This window comes from Streptomyces sp. BPTC-684 (genome assembly GCF_030028635.1).
In the GTDB taxonomy this organism is placed as follows: Bacteria; Actinomycetota; Actinomycetes; order Streptomycetales; family Streptomycetaceae; genus Streptomyces; species Streptomyces noboritoensis.
Genome location: NZ_CP124863.1, coordinates 7,106,160 through 7,120,628, shown reverse-complemented (window position 1 = coordinate 7,120,628; position 14,469 = coordinate 7,106,160). Strand labels below are relative to the sequence as shown.

10 protein-coding genes and 4 pseudogenes are annotated in these 14,469 nt (G+C 71.5%); 8 read left to right on the top strand and 6 right to left on the bottom strand.

Annotated elements, in window-relative coordinates; genetic code table 11:
- The first annotated feature begins 10 nt into the window (after positions 1–10).
- The 5 genes from QIY60_RS31680 (at position 11) to QIY60_RS31660 (ending at position 4,412) form a co-directional block, all read left to right on the top strand.
- Positions 11–430 (top strand): hypothetical protein, encoded by a 420-nt coding sequence (locus QIY60_RS31680; protein ID WP_283145597.1) that lies wholly within the window; start codon positions 11–13, stop codon positions 428–430.
- A gap of 697 nt (positions 431–1,127) precedes the next feature.
- Entirely contained in the window at positions 1,128–1,442 is a 315-nt protein-coding gene (locus QIY60_RS31675; RefSeq protein ID WP_283145596.1) for a hypothetical protein, read from the top strand.
- 292 nt (positions 1,443–1,734) lie between these two features.
- Entirely contained in the window at positions 1,735–2,424 is a 690-nt protein-coding gene (locus QIY60_RS31670; protein ID WP_283145595.1) for a DUF4232 domain-containing protein, read from the top strand.
- Between the two features lie 5 nt (positions 2,425–2,429).
- A complete protein-coding gene (locus tag QIY60_RS31665; RefSeq protein WP_283145594.1) occupies positions 2,430–2,774 on the top strand; it encodes a hypothetical protein in 345 nt (114 codons plus the stop codon).
- A 336-nt stretch (positions 2,775–3,110) separates the two neighbouring features.
- On the top strand, positions 3,111–4,412 hold the full coding sequence (locus QIY60_RS31660) for a hypothetical protein (protein WP_283145593.1): 1,302 nt from the start codon (positions 3,111–3,113) through the stop codon (positions 4,410–4,412).
- A gap of 598 nt (positions 4,413–5,010) precedes the next feature.
- Here QIY60_RS31660 and QIY60_RS31655 read toward each other — a convergent pair.
- The 3 pseudogenes from QIY60_RS31655 to QIY60_RS31645 form a co-directional block, all read right to left on the bottom strand.
- Positions 5,011–5,853, bottom strand: a pseudogene (locus tag QIY60_RS31655) (DUF3592 domain-containing protein); the annotation flags it as partial.
- A 78-nt stretch (positions 5,854–5,931) separates the two neighbouring features.
- Positions 5,932–6,841 (bottom strand): annotated as a pseudogene (locus QIY60_RS31650) (hypothetical protein); the annotation flags it as partial.
- A gap of 226 nt (positions 6,842–7,067) precedes the next feature.
- Positions 7,068–8,124, bottom strand: a pseudogene (locus QIY60_RS31645) (site-specific integrase).
- 398 nt (positions 8,125–8,522) lie between these two features.
- On the opposite strand from QIY60_RS31645, the gene QIY60_RS31640 reads away from it, so the two are divergent.
- The 3 genes and pseudogenes from QIY60_RS31640 (at position 8,523) to QIY60_RS31625 (ending at position 12,296) form a co-directional block, all read left to right on the top strand.
- The gene (locus QIY60_RS31640) at positions 8,523–10,508 is read left to right on the top strand and encodes a PIG-L family deacetylase (protein WP_283145592.1); all 1,986 of its coding nucleotides are present in this window, start codon (positions 8,523–8,525) and stop codon (positions 10,506–10,508) included.
- A gap of 267 nt (positions 10,509–10,775) precedes the next feature.
- Positions 10,776–11,390 (top strand): annotated as a pseudogene (locus tag QIY60_RS32840) (crosslink repair DNA glycosylase YcaQ family protein).
- 138 nt (positions 11,391–11,528) lie between these two features.
- Entirely contained in the window at positions 11,529–12,296 is a 768-nt protein-coding gene (locus QIY60_RS31625) for a tetratricopeptide repeat protein (protein ID WP_283145589.1), read from the top strand.
- 75 nt (positions 12,297–12,371) lie between these two features.
- Here QIY60_RS31625 and QIY60_RS31620 read toward each other — a convergent pair whose 3' ends face one another.
- From QIY60_RS31620 to QIY60_RS31610, 3 genes are all read right to left on the bottom strand, one after another.
- A complete protein-coding gene (locus QIY60_RS31620) occupies positions 12,372–12,527 on the bottom strand; it encodes a hypothetical protein (protein ID WP_283145588.1) in 156 nt (51 codons plus the stop codon).
- A 237-nt stretch (positions 12,528–12,764) separates the two neighbouring features.
- Positions 12,765–13,688, bottom strand: coding sequence for a hypothetical protein (locus tag QIY60_RS31615; RefSeq protein WP_283145587.1), 924 nt, complete (start codon positions 13,686–13,688; stop codon positions 12,765–12,767).
- Positions 13,689–13,973: 285 nt separating this feature from the next.
- Positions 13,974–14,435 carry a LuxR C-terminal-related transcriptional regulator gene (locus QIY60_RS31610; RefSeq protein WP_283145586.1) on the bottom strand — a complete coding sequence of 154 codons (462 nt, stop codon included), beginning with the start codon at positions 14,433–14,435 and terminating at the stop codon, positions 13,974–13,976.
- Between the last annotated feature and the right edge of the window lie 34 nt (positions 14,436–14,469).

Here is a 14,469-nt window from a genome sequence, read left to right as displayed (position 1 = left end):
CTGTGCGTCGGTGCTGCTCGCGGCGATGCTCGTGGCGTCGAAGCCGTCGGCTCCCGCCGGCGGTACCGGGACGGTGTCGCGGGGCAGGACCGGGGTCGCGCTGAGCGGGCTGGTCTTCCCCACCTTGTCCCGTACGGCTGTCAGCAGGTGCTCGGTGGTCGCGGCGAACAGCCGTACGCGGTCCGGGGCCCTGTGGTGCTGTGCCGTGGCCAGCGCGATCGCGGCCCTTGGGTGGGTGGGGTCGAAGACCTTCGCCTCGTCCCAGTCGACGTCCCGGTGGCTGCGCGGTACCCGGTGGTCCTGGGGCCGCCCGTTGGCGTCCGGCCAGGTCAGAGCCAGGTCTGGCGGCTGCGCGTACTGGACGGCGACCACGTTGTCCGCGTACTGCCAGCGCTCGTCGGCACCGACGCCCCAGCTCGGCAGCGGATAGGGGGCGAGCTGGAAGGTGTTGTTGTTCCACTGGGACCGGTCACGTCCCGGGACCGACACGGCGTAGAACACCGGCCGGAACGCCATGACGCGTGGATCGAGGAGGGTACGCGGGTCCAACTCGGCGCGGTAGCAGTAGAACCCGGGCCGGTATCCCGCGAGGGAGACCGCGAGCAGCCACGACAGGATGTACTCCGCCGTGCCGGTGGCCGGGTTGGCCCAGGCACCCGGCCCCCGGCTCAGATGTCCCTCGATGTCCAGATAGAGCGTCGCACCGGCCTCCAGTCCGGCGCGCCGGGCGAGACGGACGGCGGCGAGACCGTCCTCCGCGCCGTCGACGGTGCCGAACGCCCCTCCCGGCACGGCGGGCTTGCCCCTCTGCGGGTCGGCCGGGGCCCCGTCGATCTGCGTGGACTTGAAGGGCACCCAGATCGGCAGGACGGTCCACCCCGGGTCCCTGAGGTCCCACAGCCGGGTGGACAAGCTCGTGCTGTCGTCCCTGCGGTCGTGGGCCAGGTAGAACCCGCAGAAGCGCAGGTTCGAGCGGCGCCACAGCCACGACAGGCGCGCGTCCCAGAGCATGATGTCCATGCCGGAATACGTGGTCGGCATTGCGGCCTGCTCGGTTGATGGTGGACAGGTTGCTCGTCACCGCGATGTCGGTGCCCGAGGTCGGGGTGTATTCGTCCCACTCAGCCATGAGTTCACCCTTCTCGGCGGGCTGCAGCACCGGGAACGGTGTGGTGGCGCCGTTGTGCGCCTTCCCCAGCCGGGCGACCTCGATCTGGGTCGCGGACAGGATCCGGGTGATCGTGGTGGACTCCTGGTTGTTGCGCAGCTCGCGCGCGGAGTCGATGACGACCTGCGCCCCGGTGGTGAAGCCTTCGCTGGATTCGACCCGGATCGCGACCGGCGACGGGCTCGGCCCGACGACGGAGCTGGACTTGCTGATCACCGCGTCCTGGATCCGCACGGCGGAGCGGCCGGGGTTGGCGGGCGGGATGCCCAGATAGTTGCGGTCGTCGTACGCGGCGATCTCCTGGGCAATGGTCCAGTACAGCGCGAGCGGTGACGGCTCGGCCGGGTCGTCAACGACGGTGGTGGCGAGCGACTTCACCTCTGAGGACAAGGCCAGGCTGGTCGAATTCCGGCCACACTGGCGACCGTACGGCGACACCTTGGCGGACCGAGAGGCGGCCCATACGCCTGTGACAGAACGAAGACGTCGCGGTGGACCGCCCGTGACTCGGTGCGAGATACAAATACTTCCGACCATACGCACCGCGCTACTCCTGGGGGGACACCGTGAAGTACACCCGCAGCACCGCTCTCGCCGCCCTCGGCGTCGCCGCCACCCTCTTACTCACCGCCTGCGGCAGCGACGACTCCGCGAAGGACTCGTCCTCCAAGGGCGCCTCGTCCACGTCCTCTTCGCCCGCGAACGGTGGCTCGCAGTCGGAGAGCGGCTCGAACTCCCCAGGCTCACAGGCCGGTAACGCGACGTCAGGCTCACGTGAGAACACCCAGTCGGGCTCCGGCGCCGCGAACGGCGCGACGAAGACCGGCGGCAAGGTGAAGACCGGCGGCAAGGTCACGTTCTGCAAGACGGAGGACCTGGCCATCGACGCCAGCAACGCCGCGCCCGACAAGAACTCCGGCAGGATCGACATCACCATGATCAACCGGGGTTCGACCACCTGCTCGGCGACCGGCTTCGCGGGCGTCGACATCAAGGACGCCGACCACACCTCGAACCCCATCGAGCGCGGCCACTCCCAACCGCGTATCACCACCCTCAAGCCCGGTGACGCCGCTGTCTTCAACCTCGCCTACGACATCGACACCACTGGCCACAGCCTCGCGTCCCCGACCAACATCCTGGTGACACCCCCGAACGAGACCCACACCGTGAGCCTGAAGTGGCCCGCACGCGCGGGAAAGATCAAGGGCGCCTACACCGACGTTGAGGTCTACCCCACCCACACGACCAAGTAGGGGTGATGACCGCGGCCAGCCCGCTGGCTACTGACCTTGACGGCGCGCCAGTTCGGCAGCTTGGTGACCGTGCTACGGCGCAAGGATGCGAACAGGGCGAGCCCCAGGCCAACGCCGCCGCATCCGGCATCCGGCAGAAGCTGACCACGCTCCAGGCACAGCCAGCCGGTCAGGGTGGCCAGGCGGAAGGCGTCGAATCCGTGCTGCAGCTGCCGCCCGGTGGTCACCGGGACACTGCCCGGGTGACCCAGGAGCGGGTTCGTCAACAGGAGCGGGTTCCCCAACAGACCACCTTCACCGCAGCAATCGGCGAGACGGCGTCAGTGAGATCGACGATGAGCGGCTCATAGCCGGTGACCTGTCCTCGGCAACTGAGCGGGGTCGGCTGCCTGCGGCGGGGCCGGCCAGCCATGACTGTGGCCTGTTGACTCCTTTCGGCGCAGGTTCGGGGGCGGCATGCTCGTTGATCTGTGAACGGTATGCAGCGGACTCACCTCAGGATCTCTGCGTGGGCCGTGGCCGGGAGACCACGGGTGGAGCACTGATGAGGACGGAACACCGGGCCGGCGTCCGTTCATGCTTGGGGCAGGAGCGGGCGGTGGGCCACGGCGGCCTGCCGCGTCGAGTCGGCCCGAGGGGGGCCGCCGGGGCAGGGTCGCAGCCCTCATGAAAGGGGGACGATCCCCATGTCACACAGACCTCTTTGTACGAGCGAGAGCAGATCGTCGACAGCGCGGCTGCGCCGGGGCGGCCTGGCCAGACGGCTGACCACACTGGTTCTGCCCGGCACGATGGCGCTCGCGCTCGTCGGCGCCGGGCTGGTCGCACTGGCGCCGCCGGCGCTGGCCGCGACGACGGTCACCTTCTCCTACACCGGTAGCGCCCAGTCCTTCACCGTGCCCGACAAGGTCTACTCGATCAGCGTGGACGCCTTCGGCGCCCAGGGCCAGGACGGGCCCGAGGGCGGCAGCACGGGCGGACTGGGCGGGGAGGCCCAGGCCCAGCTGACCGTCACGCCGGGACAGGTCCTGCAGATCAACGTCGGCGGCTCGGGCGGATACGGCGGCTCGGGCGCCGCAGGTACGGGCACGGAACCCGCCGCCGACGGCGGCGCCGGAGGAGGCGCCTCAGACGTACGCCAGGGCGCCAACGGCCCGAGCGACCGGATGTTGGTGGCCGGTGGCGGCGGAGGCGGAGGCAACTGGATAGGCACCGCCGTCAGCGGGGCCGGCGGCAGCGGAGGCGGCGCCAGCGGTACCGCCGGCGGCAACGGGAGCGACGGGGCAGAAGGCGGCGGGGCAGGTACCGCCAGTGCCGGCGGTGCCGGTGGGCTCGGCGCGAACGGTGCCACTACCGCAGCAGGCGGAGCCCCGGGCCTCGGAGGTACGGGCGGCGCCGGCGCCAGCGGCGCCGGTGGAGGAGGAGGCGGCGGGGGCTGGTTCGGCGGCGGAGGAGGCGGAGGCATCATGAGCAGCCCCTCCGCCACCGTCGGCTCGGGAGGCGGTGGCGGAGGCAGCGGGTACGGTCCGGCCGGCACCGTCTTCCACACCGGTGTGCGCTCGGGCGACGGCTCGGTGACCCTCACGTACGCCCCCGCCGCTGCGGACATCGACGTGCACGTCACCGCCCGGCCGCAGCTGGGCATCCTGGTGCCCTACCTCCGCTACACCCTGACGGCCGACAACACCGGACCGGACACGGCCACCTCGGCCACGATCACCGCGTCCCTGCCCCGGGGTCTGAGCGCGACCGGCCTGTCTGCCGGATGCACCACCAGCGCAGGGACCGTCACCTGTACCTTCGAGGCCGTCGCCAGCGGTGCCGGCGCGACCAAGTCCTTCGACATCCCCCTGCATCTGCTCTCACTGGGCCGCGTGTCGGTGGCCGCCACACGCACCGCGTCAACTCCCACTGACCCCAACGCCGCCAACGACAGCGCCACGGCCAACTGCACCGTGCTCTCCATCCTCCTGGCCACCTGCTCCTGACACCCCGGAGGCCGCGCAGGGTGGGCCCGAGCGAGCGCCGGGCCCACCCCCAGGCAAACCCTCCTTGTGGCGCCGGGCGTGCGGAGAGCCGTCGAGCAGGTTCGCGGAGCCATCCACCTCCCCGAATGTGACCGCTGGAACCCCGCTGGGCCGGCATGAATTCCGGCTGACGACGGCAGAGTTCGGGCGTTGGCTCTTTGCGTCACGTACGTGGAGGTGAAGGAGCCGACGCCGCAGGCCTCGTGAGAAAGGCATCCCAGCGCCGCCCGACCCCGCCCCCTTGCGTACGACCCAGGGGGCTCCCCCATGGCCATGTCCGTGTCACGGATGATGCCGGTGTCCGCCTCGGCGCCACATACGCTCAAGGCGCAGCTCTGAGGCGTTCTCTCGATGACGGTCAGGCCGGGCATGTCCACCATAGGCTCCTCCGGCGCTCCCTCGGGCGTCGCCTCGCTCACCGGGCTGTGGATGCCGCCGGCCCGCAACCGGTCGTCCGCCCACTGGGGCTCTGTCTACGTCGAGCTGAGCCGTCGTGTTCCCCGTGCCACCGGGACGGCGTTGCTGTGCGGGCCGGGACGCGGGAGCCGGTCACAGCGCCCCCCCCCACGGCCGCCACTGCCACGACCAGTACACCCACGACGTTGACGGCCATGTCCCGCTTCCAGGACCGGCGTTCGGCCTCGACGTCCAGGACGAAGACGGCCGGGTCGTCGGAGGCGTAGTGGATCGTGACGTCCAGGCCCTGCGATCCGGCGGGGTCCGGCAGTCCTGACTCGCAGTACGCCGTGACGGCCGTACCGTCGAGGGTGGTGAAGGTGACGACCGGTACCAAGTGGGTGGAGGTGTAGCCGTCGTCGTCGGTGCTGACGCTCTTGGGTACGGCGACGACACGGCCGGGTACGGCGGCCATGGCGGCCAGTGCGTCGAGACGGCGGTTCCTGTCACGTACGTTCCCGGGCAGGTGGTACGCGCCGGAGAGGGCCCACGGCCCGCAGAAGCCCTAGCAAAGCCCACGGCCGGCCCCAGTCGATCGCGACGACGACCAGACCGGCGTAGACAAGGAAGACCGCGAAGGTCGGCCGGCCAAGTCCGCGCCCGCCTTCGGAGAGGTCGTTGGTGAACCGGAAGGCGTGGGGCCTGCCGCGCGGGTAGTGGACGCCGATCTCCCGGCCCGTCCAGGCCGCGCTGATCCTCTCGCCCCGCTCACCGTCGTTGGTGACGGTGAACTCCTGCCCGGTGGAGGGTCCTGGAAGGAGACGACCACGGCTATCCCCTCGTTCGGAGAGCTTCCGTGCCGGGGCTCCCCCACCCGCTCGATCCGCCCCTTCACCCGGACCGCCCGCTGCGCCCGGGGCACCCCGGCCAGCGACCTGCCGTACCCGACCAGCGCGACCGCGCCGAACACGCCGCACCACAGCACCAGATATCCGTGCCAGCCCATCCGTCGTTGCTCCTGCCACGTCGGGGACGGCCACCGAGCACACCCCTGCCGTCCGAAACAGTGCGGTCCCAGGGCACCTCACCGTGCGGGCGCGCGCCGCACCACCTTGCCCTGTCCGTTCACCTCCAGTGACGCCGTGCCTTCGGGCCCAGTCACGACGACTCTGATGATGAGGGAGCCAGTGAAACGGTCGGCGGTGACCTGCCAGGTCCGAGGAGAGCGGACACCGAGAGTGGTCGTGGCCTCCTCGACCAGGGCGGGGAAACGGTCGTAGGGCAGCGCACGAGGGTCGAGCCCCGGGGTCTGCGTGCCGGTGGGCGAGAACACGACCGACAGCAGGCGCTCCTGCACGACGGCGGTGAGCGCCTGGCGTGTGTCCCCACCCCTGGTGAGCGAGCCGACAGCCCGGGCCGGCTCACCTTGTCGAGAAACGACTGGCCTGGGCCCAGGGCGACCGTTCCGGACGCCGACGACACCACCGTGGTCGACGACGTGGAGGAGACGGACGGCCGCGCGGCCGAAGGCGGTTGCGCGGTGTAGTCCCGGTCGAAGAGGTCCGCGCGGAACAGCAGGACCACGACAACCGCGCCGAGCAGCAGGCCGAGGAGCACGACGAAGCCGAAGGCACAGCCCTGCGGGGGCGCGACCACCCTGGCCGTCCCGGGCGCCGAGTCGAGGCGGGCCGAGGCCGCCTGGTCCTCCCACTCCGGAGTCGGCCGCTTGACGATGCGCACCCGCCACGGCTGGTCCGACGGGTACTGGACCACCACGACGCCGCGCGGCCGGTAGTCGGACAGGTCCACGAGGTTGATGTCCTGCGTGATCTCCACCCGGTACGCCGGCCCGTCGTCCGGTGCGACGGTGAGCTCGAACCGCACCGGTATGTCGCTCGACTCGCCCCCCGATGAGCCTCCAGGCTCTCGATCACCGCGAGCGCCGTGCGGGGCACGACCGCCGCCTCCCGGGCACGCCTCGGCATACCGGCGAGGGTCGCGGCGGGATCGCCTTGATCGCTTCGCTGAGGTGGTGTAGCACGGCGCCGAGTTCACCCGGTGTCGGAGTGGCCAGTGCCAGCTGGAGCGCTCGCGGACGATACCGGCCAGTGGCGAACGCGTCCGCCCCAAGTCCCGCTTTCTGCCCGCGCGTTGGAGCGCCGACGGCTCATTCCCTGGGGCGGGAGGACGGATCCGTGACGGTCCCGCCCCGGTCCGCGGTCAGCGTCGGCTGTCGCCGGGCGCAAGCAGGCTGGTGACCTCGGCGATCGCCTCCGCCGAGGGGTGGAAGTAACGCCGCACGTTCTCCGGCTTCTTGTGCCGCGACTTCGCCATGAGCATCGGCGGGCTCGCTCCCGCCTCGCCGAGGTGGGTGAGCCCGGAGTGCCGGTATTCGTACAGGTCCCAGCCTGCTCCCGCATACCCCGCCGACGGCTGTACACACGTCCAGCAGGGCACGGGCCTGCCCGTACGACAGCCGGAGCCAGCCCGGTATCGGGGCAGACGTCGCGGGATCTGAGGACCTTCCGGGGCCGGGCCTGCGGTGGGTGACGAACACCGGGCCACGGGTCCGCCCCTTGATCAGCCGGGGCAGCAGGCGGGCGGTGCCGGCGTCCCCGTACACGGACTCCAAGACGAACCCCTCGCGCGCAGCGCCCCGGCGCCGGGTGCGCGGCTGGGCGCCCTCGGCCTTCACGGGGCCCGGCGTCTGGCCAGGTCCAGCTCCTCGCTGTCGACCTCAAGAATCTCCTCCGCCCGCGCGACCGTCTCGTAGAGCATCCGCCACAGCGTCTTCTCCCGAAGGCGGACGTCGCGGCGGGCGATCAGCCGGTCGACCGCCGTCTTCGACCGGGCCGGGGGCTGCGACTCCGGCGGGGGCATCCGCTTCACCCAGGCCGGGACCACCGGGCCGTCGTACCCGCGCTCGGCGCACCGGCCAAGCCAGGACAGCACCGACGCCCGGCGGGCGTTCCACGTGCTGACCGCCGCGGTGCCCCACAGGAGTTCGATGGCCTCGCCGATCTCTTCGTCCGCGACGGTGGCGAGCGGACGGATCTCGCCGAGGCGTTCGGCGGTCTTGCCGATACCGATGCCGTACGACCGGAAGGTGTTCGCGTAGTCGAGCGAGTCGAGGAACACGTCCGCCGCCGTACGGACGGGTCGACGCCTTCCCGACGGGCAGTTGCACGACGGCAGGCGCGGTCTCTCCCTTGCCACAGATGACAGGACCGCTTCCCTGCGCCTGCGGCGTGAGCGGGTGGTTCTTCTCGCGGTGCATGGCCGGACAGGGCGACTTAACAACTTCGCATGCCAATGTCCGGACAACTGTTACATAGCCGATGGAGTACCTACGTGCGCTCTTCGTAGCGTCAGCTCTGCCGCTCACGCCCCAGCGCCGCCCATCAGCTCGACCCACACCCACTGGCCCGGGACGGGACAACGCCGTGCTGCGCCTCGGGCAGACCACCGTGCCGGTGCACGCCTCTTCCTGGAGTCGTGCTCGCCCGCGTCCCGCCCGTACGCCTCGCCCGCCCATTCACCCGCGAAAGACCTCCCGTGCCGACACAGCCCGCCCGCCGCGCCCTCATCGCCGGTTTCATAGCCCTTTCCGCGGCGATATCGGCCTGCACTCCCGCCTCGTCGCCACTTGCTTCTCCGCCGGTCCACAAGCGCGGCATGGTGCAGGCTGCCCGGGACGGTTCGAGCGGTGTCCGGGTCATGCAGATCCTCGCCCACCCGGACGACGACCTGTACTTCATGAATCCCGAGCTCCAGCAGTCCATCGACGCCAACGACCAGCTCGTCAGCGTCTATGTGACCAGCGGTGAAGCCCAGGGCTTCAACAAGATCCCCGGCCGCAAGCCCCCCAAGCCCAACGTCGCCAACTACGCCGGTGCCCGCCGCCAGGGCCTGCGCCAGGCGTACGCGTTCATGGCGACCGGCGACACCAAGGCACCCTGGACCAGGCAGGTCACCACCCTGCCCGACGGCACCCCCATTGAAGTGGACGCCCTGAGCCACCACCCCGGCATCCGGCTGGTCTTCCTCGGTGTGTCCCAGCACTCCCCCTCCCACGGCAAAACCCCCGGCCTCGACCTGCGGCGCCTCTGGGAGGACCCCCACACGGTCACGCGAACCCTGGTGGGCACCGGCTCCCCCGTCCGGGCCTCGCACAAGGTCACCCGCGCCGGGCTGATCGACGCACTGGTCCACCTCATGGACAGCTACCGGCCCACACTCGTACGCACCATGGACCCCGACCCGGATATGCAGGTCCGCAACGCGAAGCACCGCGCCCACCACGACCAGCGCGGCTACTCGGACCACCCCGACCACACCGCCGCCGCGCTGTTCACCTACGCCGCCCTCGACCGCTACCGGGCCCCCCACGCCGTCACCGCCTTCCGCGGCTACTACAACGAGCGCTGGCCGCAGGGCCTGCCCGCGCAGATCATCCGCGGTAAGGCCAACGTCCTCAACGCCTACGGAGGCTCCCCGCAGGGCTGCGACGACAAGGCGTTCGGCGGCTGCGGTGACTACGACGTCGGCCGGGACCGCTCGTACGGCACCGGCTGGCTCCAGCGCACCTCGCTGCGCTACCCCACCGCCGCCCCGCAGCTGCGGCAGGGCGCCGACGGGCGGCTGACCGCGTTCGCCGTCCTCGGCGGGCAGGCGGCCATGTGGCAGGAGACCGAGCCCGGCGGCGGACGGTGGACCGCGCCGAAGCTGCTGGCCGGCAAGGGACTGCTGCCGGGCCTGACGGCCTCGCCGACACGGGACGGCCGCTGGCAGCTGTTCGCCGAGCGCGTCGCCTCCCTCGGCGCAAGGGCGAAGGACAACCGGCGCGAGATCGTCATGACGGAACAGACGCGCCAGGGCGGGCCGTTTCGCGCCTGGGTCTCGCTGGGCGCCCCCGACCGCGACCCCGAGCACGGCCGCCGCGTCGGCGGGCCCGTCGTGACCCGCGGCGCCGACGGCACCACCTGGCTGTTCGTACGCAACTGGGCCAAGGGGGTCTCCGTCCGCAGCCAGCGAGCCGGCGGCACCTGGAGCAACTGGTCGGACCTGGGCGGCGCCGAAGTCCAGGAAGGGCTCAGCGCCGTCACCGACGCCAAGGGGATCGTCCATGTCTTCGGCGCCGGACACCACACCGTTCGCCACTGGGTGCAGCGCAGCCCGGGAGGACCGTTCGTCCTCGCACCCACCGGGCTGCCCGCCCCAGCCGATCCGCCCACCGCGCTGGCCCGGCCCGACGGCTCGCTTCTCCTGGCCTTCCGCGCGGCCGGGACCGCCCGTCTGCTGGTGCGCACCCTCCCGGCCGGTGGCGGAGCATGGCGTGAGGAACGCGTAGACCTGGGCAGCCGCGGCTACGGCGCGCTCGCCCTGCACTCCATACCCGGCGGAGTGCTGCTGGCCGCCCGCAACAACGACGGCGGTACGAGCCTGGCCACTCTGGGCACCGGGCGCGCCCCGCAGTGGAGCACCGTCCCCGGAGCCGTGGTCGGCGCGGCCTCCCTGGCAACCGACGCCGACAACCGTGCCGTCCTCGCCCTGCTTGCCCCGGACGCGACACTCCACACCCGCGTCATACCTGAAAGCCACCCTGCCGAGCAGGGAGACCGTCAGCGTGGGAAGTCCGTGGAGCAGGCCGCGAGTTGGTAGTCGTGCTGGTCAGAAGTGGGATGGAGACGTCCGTGCTTCCGGGCGCGGTGGAAGGTCCAGTACTGGTCGAAGTCGCGATTGCTGTCCACCCTCCGACACAGCGTCCCATCCGGAGCAGGGGGCCGACGGGTCACTGGCCTCGCCCATCGGTGCCCAACCCGGCTCGCGACGGTTCGTATAGTGGGACCGTTGCGCTGAAGTCCCCCTCTAGTGGGACCGTTGCGCTGAAGTCCGCCCCGCCGCTTCGGGTTGGCTGCCTGGACCGTCGTGGGCCCAGTGCAGCTCTTGAGGACGAGCCCCACGACGGCACAGCGGGCCTTCGCCCTCCTGCAACACGCCCACCCCAGCCTCACCCTCAACCACACCAACCCGGCCACCGCGGCCGTGGCCCTGGTCCGCCGCTACCTGGGCGCCTACGGACCGGCAGCCGAAGGGGACCTGATGTGATGGTCCGGGCTCACCCGCGCCGAGATCACCCCCGCCCTCACCGCGCTGCGCGACGAGATCACCCCGGTGCACGTCGAGGGCCTGCCCGCCACCCTCCTGGTGCTGAGCAGCGAGCTCGACGTTCTACGCAGAACCACGCCGCTCCCGGCGGATCACGTGCGGCTCACGGCGTTCGAAGACCCCGCGTTCAAGGGCTACTTCACCACCCGCGCCCGCTACCTCGACCCCGACCACACCGAACGGGCCTTCAACCCGATCGGCGAAGTCCACGCCGCCATCACGCTCGCGGGCCGCATCACCGGCACCTGGCGGTGGGACAAGCAGACCCGCACCGTCGGCTGGGACCTGTTCACCCGGCCACCGCGCGGCCTGGCACGCGTGATCCAGCAACGCCTGGAGGAAGCCGAGGCGTTCTTGCGCACCGAGCCGAACTGACCGTGCCGCGTTTACTCATATGGCGAAAACCGCCCCAAGGCACCACCAGACGCGGCCATAATCGGGGCTTTCACCCACCCCGACAGAGACGCTCTCATCAAGGAGCGGCCGCTGCGTGAGCGGCCGTACGGATTCCTGATGCGCGCCCTGTTCGCCGCCGGACGCCACTTCATCTGCGGCAACGCGGCGCTCCAGGCGACCCGGCTCGGCCAGGCGCGCACCCACTCCGAGCTGGCCGCCGAGGCCTGCCGCCGGGCCGGCGACCGGGCCATCCTCCAGCAGTCCTACAACGACCTCGGCGTCATCGCCCAGTTCGAGCAGCGTTACGACGACGCGGCCGTCCACTTCGACCAGGCGCTCGCCCTGGCGCGGGAGCAGGGCCAGCGCTCGGCCGAGCTGGTCACCACGCTCAACGCGGCCCTGGCCCGGATCCGCGGAGGCCGCGCCGCCGAGGCGCTGCCCTCCTGCGAGGAAGCGCTGGGCGCCCTGCGCGCCATGGCGGACCCTCACGGGGTGGCCCACGCGCTGTGCGTACGCGGGCAGGCCCTGCACGAACTGAACCGTCCGCACGAGGCGCTCGCCAGCTACGCCGAGTGCCTGGAGGTGTGCGAGGCCGAGCGGATTCCCGGCCAGCGGGCGCAAGCACACTACCGGTGCGCCGAGACCCTGCGCGTCCTGGGCCGCATCGAGGCCGCGCTCGAGGTGGCGGGGCAGGCGGTGTCGTACTTCCGGACCACGCCGGACCGCGCTCGGGACCGGGGCTACGCCCTGCTCATCCACGCCCGTACCTCCTTCGACGCCGGACAGCCGAAGGAGGCCCGAGCGTACGCCGCCGAGGCGCTGGAGGTCTTCACCAGGGCCGGTCTGCCCGAGGCCGCGGAGGCCGCAGCGCGGTTGAAGCCCTGACCGAGCGGTGCCCGCCCAGTCGGTCTCCGGCCGCGTCACCGCACAGCCGGGGGCCTTCGCGTGCAACGGGGGCCGCTATGCCCTGGTGTTGTACTCGTCGGTCCCCTTGCCGTGGTCGAAGGGACCGTTGGCGGAGGTGCTCCACGCGGTGGCACCGGAGGAGCATGCGGCGGCAACGGATCCGAAGGCACCCACGACGAGGGCAAGGAGGGCCGGAACGAGAACGGCCATACGGCGTTTCATGGACGTCTGGTTGCGCTGCACGAGAGGACCTGACTCATTTCGTGCAGGAGGCCATCGGCTGGCCCGGCCTGCGTACGGCATGCTGCCCCACTATGGCCATCGGGCATCTGCGTTTCATATACACGGCACGGGTCCGAGGCGTCCGCCGTGGTAACTCTGCTGGTCTCTTCGTCGTGCCGTCTGCTCGGCGCGCGATGGTGGCGGACGTCGACCCCGTCCACCACCTCACTGACTCGACGAGGCACCAGGCGATGACTGGATGTGCCGGAGCATCTCTTCCATCACCGCCACGGGCAGGGCCGGATGCCCAGCTGCCGTCTCCGCCATGTCCGTGTCCCGGAGCAGTCGGGTCAGCACCCGTGCGGGCAGCCCGGGGTGGTCGGCGGCCGCGTAGCGGACGTGTGCGTACGGGGCGTCGAGCAGGCGTACGGCCGACGCGGGTGTCAGCCGGGGATCGGTCCCGGCCCGGTGGCGCACATCCGCGTCGCTGTCCCGACTGAACCGTTCAACCAGGCCGGCCGTCGACTCCGGGTCGTCCAGGGCGAGTTGACGCATCCGCGGGTTCGGGTCGTCCGCATAGCGGAGCAGGTCGCGGCGGGGGAAGTCCGGGTGGCCGCGGGGGCGGTCGGAGGTGCTGGGACTGCCCGTCCACCACTGCCACACCCTGAGCAGCGTGTCGGCGGGCGCGTCGTCACAGGATTCGGCGAAGAAGAGCTGGACGACTCGGTCCTCGTCGCGGGCCAGTCGTTCCACGACGTCCGGCGGCAGACGTCGCGCCTGGGCGACACTTCTGCGTACGAGGGGGTGGCGGGAGGCGGCCAGGCGGCGCATGGCGTCGGGATCCCCGTGCAGCACTGCGACCCAGCCGAGCGTCGCGTAGTGGGTGCCCGGATGGAAAGCGATGTCGATGGCCGCACGCTGCTCCTCGGTGAGGTCAGGGCGCGTGGAGACCTCGAAGCGGACGGATTCGTCCGGGTCCTGGGCGAGGAGGGCGGCCAGGTCCGGATCCAGGTGCTGGTTGCGCGCCAGGTTTCGGCGCTGGCCCGCTTCTCCGTGGTGGGCCAGGTGTGCGACGAGGTCGTGCTCCAGACGGCAGGTCCACACCGCGTGGTCCAGGGGCTTCTCGAAGTCGAAGACCGATCGGGGCATCGGTTGCCGCAGGTGGTGCAGGAGCAGCGCGTGGCTGCGGACCGCGCCGTCGGGGTCGGCGCGAAGTGCGTTCCGGGCGGGGCCGTCCAGCTGGGCCCAACCCTCCAGGCAGGCCGTCGCCCGGACGGACGGGTCGGGGTCGGCGGCCAGCGCGGCGATCAGCTGTACGGGCAGTGCGGGAAGGCGGCCGTCTCTTTGCGGATCGCCGGCTACCGCACCGCCCAGACCCGGCTGATCTGGTCGGCACCGGAGCCGGCCCCGGCTCCTGAGGCCGCCGGCCCCGGCTCAGGCGGCCAGCGCGCCGGCGAGTTCGGTGCGGGAGCTGATGCCCAGTTTGAGGAAGGCCCGGTAGAGGTGGTGCCCGACCGTGCGCGGGCTGAGGAACAGCTGCGCCGCGATCTCCCGGTTGCTCGCCCCCGACGCCGCGAGGCGGACCGCCTCGCGCTCCTGCGGGCTGAGCAGGCTGATCGACCCGTCCTGACGGGTGTTCAGCACGATCTCCCCGCCCGCCGCGTCCAACTCCGCCCTGGCCCGGTCGGCCCATGGCAGTGTGCCGAGCCGTTCGAAACCGTCCAGCGCGGCGCGCAGCTGGTCCCGGGCATCGATCTGGCGGCGCAGGCGGCGCAGCCACTCCCCGTACAGCAGCGCGGTGCGCGCCCGCTCGAACGCACTGCCGTCCTCGTGCAGGGCCAGCGCGGCGATGAAGTGCTCCTCGGCCGCCCCTCGGGACCGGTCAGCGCCCGACACCGGGCAGCCAGGGCACCGAGCGCGGGCTGCCCCA

Bases quoted from the DNA above. Each gene is read 5' to 3' on its own strand.
- QIY60_RS31620 (WP_283145588.1), bottom strand. From the start codon at position 12,527: ATGGCCGTTCTCGTTCCGGCCCTCCTTGCCCTCGTCGTGGGTGCCTTC.
- QIY60_RS31640 (WP_283145592.1), top strand. From the start codon at position 8,523: ATGGTGCAGGCTGCCCGGGACGGTTCGAGCGGTGTCCGGGTCATGCAG.
- QIY60_RS31675 (WP_283145596.1), top strand. From the start codon at position 1,128: ATGAGTTCACCCTTCTCGGCGGGCTGCAGCACCGGGAACGGTGTGGTG.
- QIY60_RS31660 (WP_283145593.1), top strand. From the start codon at position 3,111: ATGTCACACAGACCTCTTTGTACGAGCGAGAGCAGATCGTCGACAGCG.
- QIY60_RS31615 (WP_283145587.1), bottom strand. From the start codon at position 13,688: ATGCCCCGATCGGTCTTCGACTTCGAGAAGCCCCTGGACCACGCGGTG.
- QIY60_RS31625 (WP_283145589.1), top strand. From the start codon at position 11,529: ATGCGCGCCCTGTTCGCCGCCGGACGCCACTTCATCTGCGGCAACGCG.
- QIY60_RS31665 (WP_283145594.1), top strand. From the start codon at position 2,430: ATGACCGCGGCCAGCCCGCTGGCTACTGACCTTGACGGCGCGCCAGTT.